Here is a 16,343-nt window from a genome sequence, read left to right as displayed (position 1 = left end):
GTGGTGGAAAACTTTGCCAGGGCATTCAAACGCGACACATTGCACTCCATGCAGACCTTCGTCGTTCAGCATCCTCTGGCGCAGTGCTACCTTTCCGTGATTCGTGCCGCCGGCACCCCCTCCCATGACTTCCGGCGGCATCTGAACCATCTGGCGCGTCTGCTGTTTCTGGAAGCCACCCGTGAACTTCCCGTGCAGGAAATCCCTGTGCAGACACCCCTTCAGCAGACCTCGGGCGCACAGCTCGCGCGTCCGCTCGTTTTCGTACCCATCCTGCGTGCCGGCCTGGGCCTGCTGGATGGCATTCTCCCGCTCGTTCCTGAGGCTGTGGTGGCTCATGTGGGCATCAAAAGGAATGAGGAGACCGCCCTTCCCCACGCCTACTACGCCAACCTGCCGGCCTGCATCTCTGGCGCTGACGTTTTCCTTCTGGATCCCATGCTCGCGACTGGCGGCAGCGCCTGTGAGGCCGCCCGCCAGCTGAAAGAGGCGGGTGCCATGCGCATCACCATGCTCTGCGTGGTCAGCTGCCCGGAAGGTCTCGCCGCCATGAAGCGTGCGCATCCGGACGTGCCCGTCTTCACCACGGCCATCGACGACGGCCTCAATGAAAAATGCTACATCGTGCCAGGCCTTGGCGATGCGGGAGACCGCTATTTTGGCACCTGATTTTTGCCTGCCTGCGCCGCACGATTCTGCCTCCCATCACCGTAGTCTTTCCTCCCATGCCCATCACCCTGCCCCCTCTCTCCCGCCGCAGCTTCCTGCAACACGGCACTGCCGCCGCCCTGGGAACGTTTGCCTCGCAGCTGCCTGCTCTTGAAATTCCGGAACAGATCTGGGTTTTGTTCTCCGACCCCCACATCGCCGAGGATGAGGCGCTGGTCGTGCGCGGTGCCTGCATGGCGGAGAATCTGCGCCGCTGCTCCAATCAGGTGCTCAAGATCGGCCAGAAACCTTTCGGCCTCATCGTCAATGGCGACTGCGCTTACCTCGATGGCAAGGCGGAGGACTACGTCACCTTCACCCACTGCATCCAGGCCCTGCGTGAGCAGTCCATTCAGATCCATTGCACCCTCGGCAATCACGATCACCGCAACAATTTCCTCAACGTCATCATCGGCCCTCCGCCCCCCAATGCCGAGCGCCCCATGAACGTGCCGGACAAGCACGTGGCCACGGTCACCAGCGCCCTGGTGAACTGGGTGCTGCTAGACTCCCTGGAACTCGTCAACAAAACCCCGGGCCGCCTCGGCGAACAGCAGCTGGTATGGATCGAGCGCGAACTGCGCAATTCGCCCAACAAGCCTACTTTCATTGTCGCTCATCACAACCCCATGCAGCCCAGCATGAACAATGAAATCAAAGGCACCTGCCTGCAGGACAGCGATGCCCTCTTCGACATGCTGGCCTCCTACCCCAAGGTGCAGGGCTACATCTACGGCCACACCCACACCTGGCTGAAATCCAAACACGAGAAGACCGGACTCCCGCTCATCAATCTCCCCCCGGTCGCCTACCCCTTCAATCCCAAGCGCCCGAACGGCTGGGTCATCGCCCGCATCAGCGCGGAGCGTGCCGAATTCGAACTCCGCGCCCTCAATCCCGCGCACGAAGAGCATGGGCAGAAGCACGTGATCAAGTTCACCTGATTCGTCACCTCCCGGCGTCCAACCAGCCAAGGTCGTAGCACCAGCCGTCGATGAGCTTGCGCCGGCTTCGCTTCTCTCCATCCAAAACGACCACGCAGTCCAGATCAGGTGAGGCAAGTGCCGCCCAGGACGAATCCGGGCTGAATTCGAGGCATGAGGACACCCAGTCCCCTTTGGCATCGAGAACGCTCGCAGCGAGCTCGGTGTCTTTTCCGAACCACACCTTGCCGAAGGTGGTTTCAAACTTGCCAACCACCTCGCGCTTATCACGTGGTTCTTGTGGATACAGCGCCTTCAGATCCGATTTTGTAACGGCCAGTGTCTCCACATCGAGAACCTCCCCCTCAAAGCCAAGCATCAATCGGAACTGGAGATGGCTGCGGTCCAGCCAGGCCAGTTGAAGACTCTGTGTCGCCGAGCCGAACATCAGGGACGAACTCCGCATGTCGATGTCGCTCACTGTTTTGATGATCGTCTTTTTTTCGCGGCTCATCACGACGAGGTCTCGGCAGCTGTGAAAGTCCTGGTCAGTGCGCAGGATTGAAAACGCGATGTGTCTGGCATCCGGAGACATCAGGAACTTGGCCTCGCAGACGGCCCAGTCAGCATGCCATGGCAGTTCATCGGTGATTTTCCCCTGAGGGGAAAGGTGCAGAAGACGCGGCTTCGTTTCCGCAGTCACCACCCAGAACCCCGCAGCGTCATGGTGCAGGATCGCCTCGATCAATGGCTCGGCGAGTTCGACAGTCTTCGGGACTTCTCCCGCAAAATACGCGAGGAGGCGGTCCTTGGGGCGGTGCCACCCATCCAGCACCGTCTTCCCATCCCGAGTCTCCAATCGATAGCCATACGACTCCTGCGGAACCGTGTGCTGCAGCAGGAAAAGGGTGTTTCCATCGGCACGGACGAGATCGCTCTGATCCTTTGTCTTCAGCAGTTGCGTCATCTTTCCAGCCTTCAGGTCCAAAAGCTGCAGCCGGTAATCATAGCGGATCAACACCTCATGGCGGCTGAGGCGATGAAGAAAGTGTGGCAGAGGGACATTGCAGTGTATCACCCGGTGGGGAGGCTCCGGATCACCAGCGCTCCAAACATACACATTTTCACTCCGGTCGTCACGGCTGCCCACCAGCGGCCGGCCATCGGAGTTCTCGGGCCGAACGAAAACCAGCATCGGTCCTTCGCCTGGCTCACACGCAAAGATCTTCAGCCCCTGGCCGGCATGCAGCGCGGAACACGTGAACCCGAGGAGCATGCACATGCCCGCGATCTGCTTCCAGGAATACCCGGACGAACGAGGCGGACTGGGCCGGCGAGGATGAATCTTCATGGCTGATTCCATTCTGATCAGAAATCAGATCCCAAAGCAAGCCTTCAGCCTTGCAGGCAACAGCTCAGCGCAGCAAGCCGGCGACGAAGCCGTCCACCGGAAGCTCACTCATCCACACCTGCGGCGTCCAGGGTGCGCATCATCGCATCCATGAACTCCTGCGCGGCGTCGATCGGCAGAATGATCGTGTCACGGCGGCCGCGCACGTCCTCGGTGATCTTGATGAACTTGCCGCGGTCATTCTCCTTGAGATCCAGGAAGAAAATCTTCCGATCTGTGACGATCTTTTCGGAGTGCAGCGGCGGGTTTGGGGGACGCCGTTCGTCTTCAAATTCTGTGTTCCTCATGCCGGTAACCTCCACTGACTGACGATTCGCTTTGCTGTTGTTTCGGGGTGATTTCGAGGCCGATTCTAGGAGCGTCGCCGTGCTTGTCAATGCTTCTCGCAGCCCATGTCAGGGGAGGGGCGCCACCGGGGTGGAGGCATGCCTGCCAGAAATTTCTTTATGCCGCCCGGTCATGGTGCCCAGTCTTGGGTAAAAGCCTTGAAGACGTTCTTCAAAATTGTAATCGCCTCGTTTCGGGTCAGTTGCTTATATCCTCGCACATTAATCCAGCACCCTCTCCCCACGTGTCCGAACTCTTCCAAGCCGCCATCCAGCCTCACCAGCTGCTGCTTACCTTCCTCCTGGCGCTGGTGGTTTTCTACTGGCTCCTCGTGCTGCTCGGTGCCCTGGATTTTGAATCTGACCTGCCCGATGACATCGGTGGCGATGGCGAGGCCCACGGCGGCGGCGATGCCTCCCACGGCCATGGCCACGGTGTGAATACCGGCGGTGCCTTTCTCTCCGCCGGTCGCTTCCTCGGCTTCTCCCAGGTGCCGCTCGTCGTCTGGCTCAGCTTCATGGTCGTTTTCCTCTGGCTCGGCTCCCTGGCGCTGAATGAATGGTACAACCAGCCCCACAGCCTTGGACAGGCCGCCCTGCTCCTCCTGCCCAACCTCGTCGGCAGCCTCATCATGACCAAGCTTGTCACCCTCCCCGTCGCCAAGCTCTTCAAAGCCATGAGCGATGCCGACTCTGAGGCTGAGGAGGTCATTGGTCGGACCGGAATCGTCACCTCAACCGAGGCAGACGCCTCCTATGGCCAGCTCGAAATCTCCACTGCCAATGTCCCGCTGCTCATCAATGTCCGCACCCAGCCCGGTGCCGCCGCGCTAAAACGTGGCGACTCCGCCAAAGTCACCGCCGCAGGCCCCGACCACCTTTTTTACCTGATCGAACCCTCACCTCACTCCTAACCTCATTTTTCACTCCCTACCCATGACCTCACACCTCCCCCTCGCTATCCTGCTCGAAGGCAGCCTCCTCGTCGGAGTCATCATCATTGGCATCTTCCTTGGCATCCTGATTCTCTTTTCGCGCTTCTTTCGCAAAGTGCAGCAGGGGCAGGCCATCGTACGCAACGGCATCGGCGGCACCAAGGTCACCTTCAACGGCATGATCGTCATACCCGTGGCCCATCAGTCCGAGCACATGGACATCTCCGTGAAGCGCATCGAGATCGAGCGCAAAGCGCAGGAAGGCCTCATCTGCAAAGACAACCTCCGTGCGGACATCAAAGTCGCCTTCTTCGTCCGTGTGAACAAAACTCCCGAAGACGTTTTGCGTGTGGCCCAGAGCATCGGCTGCGCTCGGGCCAGCACCGTGGACACCATCCGCGTGCTCTTCGATGCCAAATTCTCCGAAGCCCTCAAAACCGTGGGCAAGCGATTCGACTTCGTGCAGCTCTACAATGAGCGCGATCACTTCAAGAGCGAGATCCTCAAGGTCATCGGCACTGACCTCAACGGTTTCACGCTTGATGACTGCGCCATCGACTTCCTCGAACAAACGCGCCTGGAAAATCTCGACCCCGATAACATCCTCGACGCTGAAGGCATCAAGAAAATCACCGAACTCACCGCCGCGCAGGCCAAGCTCTCCAACAACATCCAGCGCGACAAGGAGAAGGTCATCAAGCAGCAGGACGTGCAGACCCGCGAAGCCATCCTCGAGCTGGAGCGCCAGCTCGCCGAGACCGAAGCCAAACAGAAGCGCGATGTGGAAAGCGTGCGCGCCCGCGAAAACGCCGAGACTCTGAAAGTGCAGGAAGAGGAACGCCTCAAATCCGAGCGCGCCAAAATCAGCGTGGACGAAGAAATCGCCGTCGCCACACAGAACAAGGACCGCCAGATCCTCGTCGCCCAGCGCAACAAGGAGCGCACCGACGCCGTCGAAATCGAGCGCGTCACCCGCGATCGCAACCTCGAGATCATCGACCGCGAGCGCATCACCACGCTCAAATCCATCGAGAAGGAAAAGGCCGTCGAAGTGGAGAAGAAGAACATCCAGGAAGTCATCAAGGAGCGCGTGTCTTTGGAGAAGACCGTTGTCGTCGAGCAGCAGAAGATGAAGGACACCGAGGCCTTCGCCACCGCCGACCGCGAGAAGCAGGTCGCGCTCACCAACGCCGAGAAGCTTGCCCAGGAACAGCTCATCCAGAAGATCAAGGAAGCCGAGGCCGCCAAGCAGGCCGCCCAGCTCGCCGCCGAGCAGGCCGCCTTCACTGCCATCAAGGCTGCTGAAGCCGCCAAGCAGGCCGCCGAACTGCACGCTCAGGAATTGCTCACCCTCGCCGAGGCCCGCCAGGAATCTGCCGCCAAGGAAGCCGCCGCCGAAAAAGCCCTCGCCGAAGGCCGCACCGCCACCTCCGCCGCCATCGGCCTTGGCGAAGCCCAGGTGTTGCTCGCCAAGGCCGAAGCCTCGCAGAAACAGGGCAGCGTGGACGCCGAAATCACCCAGCTCAAACTGGCTGCGGAAGCCGACGGCATCACCAAAAAAGCGCAGGCCATGAAGCTCCTCGAAAACGCTGGTCGCGAGCACGAGGAATTCAAGCTCACGCTCGACAAGGAGAAGTCCGTCGAACTCGCGCAGATCAACATCCAGAAGGACATCGCCGCCGCCCAGGCCGGCGTGCTTGGAGAGGCCATGAAGTCCGCCAAGATCGAAATCGTCGGCGGCGAAAGCCAGTTCTTCGACAAGATCACCAGCGCCATCGGCAACGCCCGCGCCATCGACCGCATGGTCGAAGGCAGCCGCACCCTCACGGACGTGAAGGAAACCTTCTTCAATGGCGACCCCGACTACTTCAAAGCCCAGCTCAAGACCATCATCGACCAGTTTGGCCTCACCTCCGAAGACACCAAGAACCTCACCCTCAGCGCCCTCTTCGCCAAGCTCATTGCCCTCAATCCTGACAGCACCACCTTGAACAAACTCACTGGCATGCTCGGCGCCGCCTCCCGCTTCGGCCTCACGGAGCAGACCGTCAGTGGTCTGCTCACGGCCAAGGCGTCGAAGAAGGCATGATCCGCAGCCTAGCGCCAGCGTCCTGGAGTGCGCCAGTCCTCTGGCGCTTTCGACAGCCCCAAAGCCAGCGAAAAGCTCCAGATGACAGGCTCATCTCCGGTCGTTCACACGAATAGGATTCAGTGCTTCTGCTGCTAACATCCAATGGCTGACACGCCTCCATCTCCCACTCCCTCCCCGCAGCTCGAAGCCGGCGCTTACGAGGTCATTCGCCAGCGGCTGACCAAGCACGGCGCGGAACTACAGCGCCGGCTCGATCTGCTCAACACGGACCGCAAGGCCGAGTTCGGCGGCATCGAGACCGCCCTTCTCGCCACCACGCGCCTCACCACGGAAAACAACTGCGTGCCGCGGGATCTCGCCGCCATCGGCCCGCACCGCTTTATTTTTGGCTACAACGTTCACCTTGGCCTGCGCAGCACCATGCGCATCGAGGACGTCTTCGCGGTGTATGATTATCACGCCTCGGACAACAGCTTCCATCCCAACAAGGACGGCCTGCTCAGCGATCCTCAGTTTGTGGAGGACTTCGCCTACCTCTACAACTACTACAAGCAGGCCTACTTCCTGAAGTTTCACCGCATCGGCCCGCATCTTTACTTCGGCTTTCAGGTCGGCCAGCGCGCCACAGAAGTAAAAACCTTCAAGTGGCTCGTCGATGACGACAAAGGCACGATCAAATACCTTGGCAACCGCAGCGACCACGAGTTTGTCTTCCCACCGCCGCAGGAGTTTGAATGGAAGCGCGCCACGCGCGACATGTACATCCAGGGCGACCACCCTCACATCAGCATCGAGGATCGCGTCTTCGTCGAGACCATCGGCGGTGATCTCACCGTGAAGGTGGAAAACAACACTGCCACTGGTCGCGGCATCTACAGCGAGCCCGTCGAAAACAAAGACCAGACACTCGATGACGCGGAGGTGTACTATGCCATCGTCGGCAGCCTCATCCTGCTCAAGCTCCTGCCCTACCAGGAAAAAACATGGCGCCATCTCGTCTTCAATGAGCGCACGCGTCAGGCGCACCGCATCGACAGCATCGCCGAAAGCTGCGTCATCCTGCCAGACGATCACGGCATCCTCTTCCCCCACGGCTACGTGCTGCAGACAGGCGAAGTCCGCCGTTTTGAAACCGGTCTGCCCCCCATGCGTTTTGAAAAACGCGTCGCCGCCGCCAATGGCGAAGACACGCTCTTCATCTTCAGCCATCTCGAAAGCGGCACCTACCTGCTGCTCAGCTACAACCTCATCACGCAGACTGTTGCCACACCGCAGCCCTGCCACGGCTTCAGCCTCTTCCCCAGCGGTGAGATCGTGCTCTTCCTCGCCGATGACGAACCGCGCAAACACCACGTCATCCAGGTCTGGCGCACACCGTTTCTCTCCGCTGATGTCAGCGAAGCCAAAGCCTCGCAGACCTTTCTCAGCAAGATCGGCAATGCGGAAATCGTCCGCGCCATGGCCGAGTGCAATGGCGTGCTCACCTTGCTCTCGAAGGACGATTCCTTCTCCGGCCTCTACGTCGAGCTCGCCCGTTCCTGTGGCGACGTTGCAGACAGCTATTTCTGGATCGGCAATGCTGAGGCGCACGATCTCAAGAGCATCCTCGTCGAGATCAAGAGCACCGCTGAAGGCGCCTTGGGTGAATTTGAAAAAGTCCGCCGAATGCGCAAAACCGCGGCAGACCAAACCGCCACGCTCCAGGAGAAATCGCAGAAGGCGCTCAATGCCGCCGCCAACACGGATCCCACCGACATCCTCGGCTTCGTCCAGCTTCTCACTTCCCTGCGCGAGCTGCGCGGCCAGATCATCGCCCTACGCGATGTGCGCTACACGGACGCCGCCGAGATCGACCGCATGGACAAGGCGGTGGCGGAAGGCGCAGACAAGCTTTCCGCCAAATGCGTCACCTTCCTGCTCAAGCCGGAGTCGCTGGATCCCTACCGCAAGCAGATCACCGAACAGCAGGCCCGCATTCCCGCGCTGTCCAAGGTCACCGAGGCCCAGGAAGTCGAGACCGCACTCGCCAAATCCAGTGCCGAGCTGGAAATGCTCACCGCGATTGTCAGCGGCCTCAAGATCGAAGATGCCACCGAGACCACGCGCATCATCGAAGGTATTTCCACCCTCTTCGCGCAGCTCAATCAGGTGCGCAGTGTCTTGCGCAACAAGCGCAACGATCTCGCCAAGACCGAAGGTGCGGCACAGTTTCAGGCCCAGCTCAGCCTGCTCAGCCAGAGCGTGCTGAACTACCTCGAAGTCGCCACCACACCGGAGAAGTGCGATGAATCGCTCACACGCGTGCTGGTGCAGATCGAGGAAATGGAGACCCGTTTCTCCGACTTCGAAGAGTATGCCGCCGAGTTGATCAAAAAGCGCGAAGACGTACAGACCGCCTTCGAGTCCCGCCGCCAGAGTCTCAGCGATGCCCTGAACCGCCGCTGCAGCAGCCTCGGCCAGTCCGCCGAACGCATCCTCTCCAGCGTGCGCAATCGCCTCTCCAACTTCGCCAAGCCAGAAGAAGTCCATGCCTGGCTGGCGGCCGATGCCATGGTCGCCAAGCTGCGCGACCTCATCGAAGAACTCCGCAAACTCGGTGACAGCGTCCGCGCAGACGAACTGCAGACCCGCCTCAAGACCGTCCAGCAGGACTCTCTGAAGCAGATCCGCGACAAGTCAGAAATCTTTGTCGGCGGCGGCGATCTCATCCAGCTCGGCCAGCACCAGTTCAGCGTCAATAAACAGCCGCTGGAGCTCACCATCCTCCCGCGCGACAACACCCTTGCCTTCCACCTCACCGGCACCCGTTTCTTCGAAGCCATCGACACTCCTGAACTCTCCGCCCAGCGCAGCGTGTGGGATCAGGCCGTGGTCTCCGAAAACGCGGACGTCTATCGTGCCGAATATCTCGCCTGGCAGATGTTGAAAGCCAATGCTGGCGATGACGTGGCTGCATTCATGGCCCAGCGCTACAACGAAGGCTACACCAAAGGCGTCCACGACCACGACGCCTCTTCGCTCCTCAAACCCCTGCGCGAAATGCAGCTGGCTCTTGGCCTCCTGCGCCACTCCCCCGCCGCTCGTGGCTATGCACGCCTCTTCTGGCACGCCTGGCCCGAAGACGACGCCAAAAAAACACTCGCCGCACGCATGCAGTCCAAAGGCCGCATGCGCGATTTGCTAGGCATCTCGAACGCAGCCACCGACGACAATCTGGTGAAGCGAGTGGAGAGCTTCTTGGGCATTCAAGAACGCGCCAGCGTCCTGGAGTGCTCCAGCCCTCTGGAGCTTTCCGCAGGCCACAGGACGCCCGAAAGCGCCGGAGGACCGGCGCACTCCAAGACGCTGCCGCGAGCCTCCGCCCCCCAGATCACCGCATGCCTCCTCGACGAGCTCCAATCGAAGCACCCCTTCACCCGCTCCGCCGCCGCGTGCGAACTCCTGCGAGCCTTCCATCGCGAGCTCACCGTCAAACACGCTGCGAAAGAATTCGAAGAAACCCTCACCACCCTTGCGGCTCAGCCCCTGCTCGCCTTCGAGATCGCACACGAATGGCTCACCGCCCTCAATCCCGCCGCCGATCCCGGCGTGCTCATTGAAACCGCCGCCATGATCGTCACCCACGATCAGCCGCCAGCGACCATTCCCGCCGAGCCAGCCGCACGCGCCACCATCACCGGCCTGATCGGCACGCACTCACGCATCGCCGACGCCAAGCTCGAGCTCGACTATCATGAATTCACCGCGCGCCTGCAACGCTACGAAACCGAAGTCGTCCCCGCCTTCGAATCCTTCCAGCAGCTCAAGCACCACCTCGCCGAAACCCGCCGCCGCGAACTGCGGCTCGATCAATTCAAAGCCGGTGTGCTCAGTTCCTTCGTGCGCAACCGCCTCATCGATCAAGTCTATCTCCCGCTCATCGGCGCGAATCTCGCCAAGCAGCTCGGTGCCGCAGGCAAGGATACGCGCACGGATCGCATGGGCCTGCTCCTGCTCATCTCACCACCCGGTTATGGCAAGACGACGCTCATGGAATACGTCGCCAGCCGCCTCGGCATCACACTGGTGAAAATCAACGGCCCCGCTCTCGGCCATAAAGTCACCTCTCTCGATCCCGCCGAAGCCGCCAACGCCAGCGCACGCGAAGAAGTCGAGAAGCTCAATCTCGCCTTCGAGATGGGCGACAATGTCATGATTTACGTCGATGACATTCAGCACACGAACCCCGAGTTCCTGCAAAAATTCATCTCTCTCTGCGATGGCACCCGCAAGATCGAAGGCGTCTTCAAAGGCGAGGCCAAGACCTACGACCTGCGCGGCCGCAAAGTCGCCATCGTCATGGCCGGCAATCCTTACACCGAAGTCGGCGGCAAATTCCAGGTGCCCGACATGCTCGCCAATCGCGCCGACACCTACAATCTCGGCGACATCCTCGGCGGCCACCAGGAAGTCTTCAAGGACAGCTACATCGAAAACTGCCTCACCAGCAACGCCACGCTCGCCCGCATCGCCGCACGCAGCCATGCCGATGCCCTTGCCGTTTTAAAAGTCGCCCAGACCGGCACCCGCGAAGGCGTCGAATTTGAAGGCAGCTACAGCGCCGAAGAAATCAACGAAGCCGTCGCCGTCATGGAGAAGCTGCTGCACGTGCGCGAGATCATCCTGCGCGTGAATCAGGAATACGTGCGCAGCGCCGCCATGGAGGACGCCTACCGCACCGAGCCCCCCTTCAAGCTCCAGGGCAGCTACCGCAACATGAACAAGATTGCGGAGAAAATCCTTCCTCTCATGACCGATGCCGAAGTCGCCAGCCTCATCGCCGATCACTATCGCGGCGAAGCACAAACCCTCAGCCAGGCCGCCGAATCCAATCTGCTCAAATGGCGCGAGATCAACTCCCTTTCTACGGAGGCCGATGTCATCCGCTGGACGGAAATCAAGAGCACCTTCAAGCGCAACCTCCTCACCGGAGGTGCAGGCGAAAACGATCCCATCAACCGCATCACCGGCCACATGAACGCCTTCACCCTCGGCCTGGAAAAGATCGAGCAGGCCGTGAGCAAACCCACCCTCTCCGACACCACCATCGAGCGCCTCCAGCGCATCATCGAAGGCCTCCGCGCCGTGCCGGTGAATGTGGAGATCAAGGTGCAGCCCGTGGAGAAGGAAAACGCAGGCGAGCCACCGGTGGACGTGACCAGCAGTGTTGATCAGGAATGACGGTAGCGACTTGCCAAGCCGGCTCCCTTTTTGGGATAATCAAGTGCCGCCATGAAAACAAAACTCCTCCTGTTGTTTGGTCCAGTCGTCGCAGCTTGCATGCTCTGTTCATGTGACGAGACCGCGAGTTCCCGACGCAGCACCTACAACTCAGACCCGATGTATGGCTATGGCCGCGGGTACTACAGTCCTTCTCACGGCTCTTTTTCCACCTACGGCGGCAGAGGCGCTTCCGGAGGCTTCGATGGCTCTCCTGGATATGGAAGCGGCCGCAGACGCTAGGATGTCTGTGACTGCGGCAACGCCGATTTAAGAGAGTGCAGCGCGGCCAGCGTCCACACAACGGGATATAGCTGCTCGTGATACCACAGCCGCGCGAAGTAGAGACCGATGGGTGAGCACGGAAAGCGCGTGCCGTTCTCCGTGGCCGTGATGAGCCAACTCATGCCGGATGGCAGGTTCTCGCGGGCAGGTCCGTCCCCACTACTTAAGGCGTGCAGCGCCACGGCCGTTTCTTCGATGCTCGCAGGTGCATGGGCATCTCCACCAAAAGATCCGTCGGCCTTCTGCGCATGACGCAGATACTGGCGTCCGCTTTCCATCAGTTCCACCGTCCCCGGCACCTTCACACCGCCCAGGTGATTCACCACCTGCGCTGTGCCATAGACCGGATTGTTTTCATCAGGCGTATGCTCATTGCCGAACCACAAAGGAATCCATGCGCCGTCAGCCAATTGCACGCGCTTCAGATAGGCCAGCGCCTTTTGCGTTCCTTGGTCGATGCGCCGTTGCATTTCCGGCGGCAGTTCTTCACGCCAGCTCCACCATGCCCCCAGCGCATGCGCCGTGATCTCCGGTGTGCTGCGGTCAAACGGCAGTGTCCCCCAGCCACGGCAAAACGTCGGAATGCCTCCATCGCGGTTTTGCAGATCGAGCAACCACGTCACTCCCTGCTCAATCACCTTGTCACAGCCATGGCCCATCTTTTTCAGCGCAATCAACGCACTCGAAGAATCATCCGCATCCGGCACTCCGCCCGGCAGATCCGTCCACGCCCATCCGCCCGGTGGCGCATTGGTAAACGGATGCACATCCCGGTACTGCTGTGCCAGCAGCCATGCACGTAGTTCGGGCTTTGGCCCGTTCTGGTCAGACGGGCTGAAGCCCGAACTACGGACGGAAAGCGTCGTGCCCCACGTCGCGAGATTTGTATCAATCGGCCAGCTCCCGTCCTCGCGCTTCGACTTCACCAGAAAGTCCACCGCCAGCGAAAGGCACGGATGATCAAGCTGCCCGCCACCCGCCAGGGCCATCGTCACAAAACTGGTCAGCGGCGTGGCTTCCAGGTATCCGCCGCTGCTTGGCTGCAGCGCCTTCAGCATCGGCCGGATGCGCGGCCACGTCAGCGCCCGCAGCCACCGCAGCGGATTCCACCACGCCGGCGGCGCATTTTTAAAACGCGTGTAGCCAATGGCGATGAGCGCCGGAAGTGCATAGCTGACCACCGGCAGCCCGATCGCGCCAAACCACGTGCGCGGCAGCGCCGCCAGTTCAAACGGCAGCGCAATGACATGCTTCCACGGCCTTTCTCCCAAAGTCCCGCACAGCGCGCAGAGCATGAGGATGGGCACCGAAAAGGTCTTGTCCTTCCCATAGCGCGCCGTCACCGCCCTGCCGATGGTCGCAGGTTCAAGAGAGCCCACCTGCTTGATGATGCAGGCATCGGCCTTCTTCACCGCCAGGGAATCTTTGCGCCCCACCAGATGCAGCGCGCTCCAGCACAGCAGAGTGGTGGAAAGATTGCTCTTGCTCAGCGTCGTGTCACCCCAGCCACCATCGGCATTCTGGTTGTCACTCAACCACCGGGCACCATCGGCTATGTGGGCCGCATGCTGCTCAGGTTCCACCAGCGTCAGCGCCACGATGGCCGTGGCCGTTGAAAGCGCGCTGCTGGACAGCCGCCCTTCCCAGTGCCCACGCTCATTCCGCAGCGCATTCAGATGCGACTGCGTATTGGCGATGGCGCGGTCCAGGGCGTCCATCATGGCAGAAAATCTCAGGCTTCCAGCTTCAGCTCAGGGCGGGCATCGATCGCCTTGGTCAGCGAGATCCATCCGCCTTCGCGCTGCTGCTGGAACATGTTCAGATACAGCGCCACCTGCTTGGCAGGATAAGCGGCCAGCAGCGCGGCCACAGCGGCCTCTGCCTTGTCGTCTTCGATCACTTCCGGCAGTTCCGTCACTTCGCCCTTGCCATCATGCGCGATCTGCGCGGCGTCCAGGAAGGTGATCAGCATCTGCGGCTGGCCTTTGAGCAGCCAGATCTGAAAAATCTGCGCGGTCACTTCTTCATTCGTCTTCGTGTTCAGCTGCTCCAGCAGCCACTCGGCCTGCTTCGCACGGGATTTCTCCAGGATAAAGGAGGGGCGCAGACGCCTGGCAGGAGCAAGAGAATCAATGACGGCCTTGTACGCAGCGCGCTGGTCGGTCTGCAGGTAGGTCATGATCTGCATGCGCAGTTCGGGACCGATGGCTTGAAGAAGTTGGTTGGGTCGCATCTGAGTTGGGGGAAAACGGGAGGCTCTGCTACCACCTCGGCATGGAAGTCGCAACCGTTTTGCCTCACAGGAAACGAATCGTCAGCGGGAAACGGTAAACCTTTCCTTCAGCCGCATTCACAATGCCGATGACGGTCAGCACGACGGTGGCCACCCCCACCGCAAAAAGAAGCGGAATGCCAATGAGAACAAAACACAGCAAACCGGACGCAAAGGCGTAGAGCAGGTAGCTGATCTGAAAATTCAGCAGTTCCCGCCCCTGCCGGTCCAGGTAGCTGCTCTGGTCTTTTTTAATCAGCCAGACGACGAGAGGGCCCAGAATAGCGAAGCCCACCAGGCAAAGCACATGCATGACGATGCCCAGTGTTTTTTCATCCTGGCTGACGGCTGGACTCAGCAGTGCGGGAGGCAGTTGGGGAGATTCCATGGCAGCACCAAGCTACTCCAAAGCGCCTCATCGCCAAATACAAACGCGGAGCCAGTTTCCTGGCTCCGCGCGGATTTGCAGACTCTGAAGTCCCTTTCGGTTTAGACTTCCGGCAGCTTGAACTCGTCCACGTAGTTCTCTGTTGCCAGCTTGTTGGCCTCGTCGGCAAACTCGCCGGTGAACTTCTCGGAGACTGGGTCAAACTCCAGCCATGGGCCGGCGCTGATCTTTTCCACGTTGAGGTCGATCTTGTTGTCCTCGAGGTTCTTCACGAAGTGCTCGAAGGTCTCCAGACCGGCGGCGTTGTTCTTGAGGCGCTCCTTCACTTCCTCGACGTTCGCGGCCTTGCCCAGGCGGTAGGAAATGTTCGCCAGATGGGCCAGGGAGGCGGCGTGGAAGCCATGGGAGACGTGGAGGTTTGAGTTCACCAGCTTGCCGGCGCGTACCGAGTTGATGAAGTTCAGCATGTGGTCGGCGCCGTCATTGAAGTTGTCGAACTTCATCACGGTGTTGCCTTCGTTGTCGTAGGCCTTGGCTTCGATGACGTAGCCGCCTTCGCAGTGGATGACGTTGCCCACGCGCGCAGCGGCCGTCTTGCCGTTCACGCGGTACACGGGCTCCAGCTTCCAGTCCATGTCCTTCAAAGGCAGGCCGCGGTTGTCAAACAGCAGCGGCGCTGGCTCGTAGGCCCAGAAGGCCATCTGATTGTTGGCGGTCTGGCCGTCGTCCTTGTAGCCCCAGCGTCCGCCAAAGCTCATCACGCGCTTTGGCAGCAGCTCGGGATCTCCCAAGGCCCAGCGACCCACGTCCGTCTGGTGCGGCCCCTGGTTGCCAATGTCGCCGTTGCCAAACGCCCACTGCCAGTGCCAGTCATAGTGGAACTGCGTGCGGTGCACCGGCAGCTCGCCGCGCGGGCCGGACCAGAGCTTGTAGTCCACGTCCACATCCTGCGGAGCGCCGGCGGGGTCGGTCTTCACATTGCGCAAATCGTGGAAGGTACCCTTGATGATGTCGTTCTTGGGCAGGATATCTCCGGCGGCCTGGCCGGTGGAAATGCGTGACTTGTAATTCAGGCCGCGGGAAAGCGTGACCTTGCCGATGTGTCCTTCCTTCACCCATGCCATGGCCTGCGCCCAGCCGGGGCTGGAGCGGCGCTGCATGCCGTGCTGCACCACGAGACCCTTCTTCGCCACTTTTTCAGCGGCATTCAGAAGCTGGCGTCCTTCCCAGATGTTGTGGCACACAGGCTTCTCCACATACACATGCTTGCCATGCTGCATGGCTGTCATGGCGATGAGCGTGTGCGTGTGATTCGGCGTGGCGATGGTCACCGCGTCCACCTCGGGGTCCAGCATGAGCTTGCGATAATCCGAGTAAGCCGTGACGGTGTTGTTTTTCTTCGCCTGATTGGCCACGCCTTTCGCGAGCACATTGGCATCCACGTCGCAGAGGGCCACAATGCGTACGCCCTTGATTTCCTCCAGGCTCTTGATGTGACCCGCGCCACGTCCGTTGAAGCCGATGACCGCCACACGGACGTCACCGTTGGCACCGATCGGTGCGGAGAAAGCTCGGGAAGCGGCAAGGCCGGCAGCGCCGGCCACAGTGCCGCGGAGGAAGGTGCGGCGGGTGGTTTGGTTCTGGTTTGTTTGCATGAGATGGAGAGTTGGGGGCAACGATCAAAATCGTGCCGTGTCCTTGGTTAGACGCGGCACGGAATGGATGAGCCTACCCAAAACGCCAG

Annotated in this window: 11 protein-coding genes; 5 read left to right on the top strand and 6 right to left on the bottom strand. The window is 60.5% G+C overall.

Annotated elements, in window-relative coordinates; all coding sequences use genetic code 11:
- Positions 1-48: 48 nt before the first annotated feature.
- Both upp and ACILSO_RS27840 read left to right on the top strand, forming a co-directional pair.
- Positions 49-669 carry a uracil phosphoribosyltransferase gene (upp, locus tag ACILSO_RS27845; RefSeq protein WP_395740764.1) on the top strand — a complete coding sequence of 207 codons (621 nt, stop codon included), beginning with the start codon at positions 49-51 and terminating at the stop codon, positions 667-669.
- A 56-nt stretch (positions 670-725) separates the two neighbouring features.
- The gene (locus ACILSO_RS27840) at positions 726-1,652 is read left to right on the top strand and encodes a metallophosphoesterase family protein (RefSeq protein WP_395740763.1); all 927 of its coding nucleotides are present in this window, start codon (positions 726-728) and stop codon (positions 1,650-1,652) included.
- Positions 1,653-1,656: 4 nt separating this feature from the next.
- Here the strand turns inward: ACILSO_RS27840 and ACILSO_RS27835 are convergent, their stop codons facing one another.
- Together ACILSO_RS27835 and ACILSO_RS27830 are read right to left on the bottom strand one after the other, a co-directional pair.
- Positions 1,657-2,982 (bottom strand): hypothetical protein, encoded by a 1,326-nt coding sequence (locus ACILSO_RS27835; protein WP_395740762.1) that lies wholly within the window; start codon positions 2,980-2,982, stop codon positions 1,657-1,659.
- A 104-nt stretch (positions 2,983-3,086) separates the two neighbouring features.
- Positions 3,087-3,329 carry a DNA-binding protein gene (locus ACILSO_RS27830; RefSeq protein ID WP_184344133.1) on the bottom strand — a complete coding sequence of 81 codons (243 nt, stop codon included), beginning with the start codon at positions 3,327-3,329 and terminating at the stop codon, positions 3,087-3,089.
- Between the two features lie 284 nt (positions 3,330-3,613).
- Between ACILSO_RS27830 and ACILSO_RS27825 the strand changes: the two genes are divergently transcribed.
- The 3 genes from ACILSO_RS27825 to ACILSO_RS27815 all read left to right on the top strand — a co-directional run bounded on the left by ACILSO_RS27825 (position 3,614) and on the right by ACILSO_RS27815 (position 11,615).
- On the top strand, positions 3,614-4,282 hold the full coding sequence (locus ACILSO_RS27825) for a hypothetical protein (RefSeq protein ID WP_395740761.1): 669 nt from the start codon (positions 3,614-3,616) through the stop codon (positions 4,280-4,282).
- Between the two features lie 22 nt (positions 4,283-4,304).
- Entirely contained in the window at positions 4,305-6,392 is a 2,088-nt protein-coding gene (locus tag ACILSO_RS27820; RefSeq protein ID WP_395740760.1) for a flotillin family protein, read from the top strand.
- Between the two features lie 144 nt (positions 6,393-6,536).
- The gene (locus ACILSO_RS27815; protein ID WP_395740759.1) at positions 6,537-11,615 is read left to right on the top strand and encodes a DNA repair ATPase; all 5,079 of its coding nucleotides are present in this window, start codon (positions 6,537-6,539) and stop codon (positions 11,613-11,615) included.
- Between the two features lie 278 nt (positions 11,616-11,893).
- Here the strand turns inward: ACILSO_RS27815 and ACILSO_RS27810 are convergent, their stop codons facing one another.
- The 4 genes from ACILSO_RS27810 to ACILSO_RS27795 all read right to left on the bottom strand — a co-directional run bounded on the left by ACILSO_RS27810 (position 11,894) and on the right by ACILSO_RS27795 (position 16,254).
- The gene (locus ACILSO_RS27810; RefSeq protein ID WP_395740758.1) at positions 11,894-13,660 is read right to left on the bottom strand and encodes a prenyltransferase/squalene oxidase repeat-containing protein; all 1,767 of its coding nucleotides are present in this window, start codon (positions 13,658-13,660) and stop codon (positions 11,894-11,896) included.
- An 11-nt stretch (positions 13,661-13,671) separates the two neighbouring features.
- Positions 13,672-14,172 carry a hypothetical protein gene (locus ACILSO_RS27805; protein WP_395740757.1) on the bottom strand — a complete coding sequence of 167 codons (501 nt, stop codon included), beginning with the start codon at positions 14,170-14,172 and terminating at the stop codon, positions 13,672-13,674.
- A gap of 64 nt (positions 14,173-14,236) precedes the next feature.
- Positions 14,237-14,599 carry a DUF4870 domain-containing protein gene (locus ACILSO_RS27800; protein ID WP_395740756.1) on the bottom strand — a complete coding sequence of 121 codons (363 nt, stop codon included), beginning with the start codon at positions 14,597-14,599 and terminating at the stop codon, positions 14,237-14,239.
- A gap of 101 nt (positions 14,600-14,700) precedes the next feature.
- A complete protein-coding gene (locus tag ACILSO_RS27795; protein WP_395740755.1) occupies positions 14,701-16,254 on the bottom strand; it encodes a Gfo/Idh/MocA family protein in 1,554 nt (517 codons plus the stop codon).
- Positions 16,255-16,343 lie beyond the last annotated feature (89 nt).

It is taken from the genome of Prosthecobacter sp. (assembly GCF_044226605.1).
Taxonomy (GTDB): Bacteria; Verrucomicrobiota; Verrucomicrobiia; order Verrucomicrobiales; family Verrucomicrobiaceae; genus Prosthecobacter.
The sequence above is the reverse complement of the archived record's forward strand: the minus strand, read 5'-3'. Positions and strand labels throughout refer to the sequence as shown.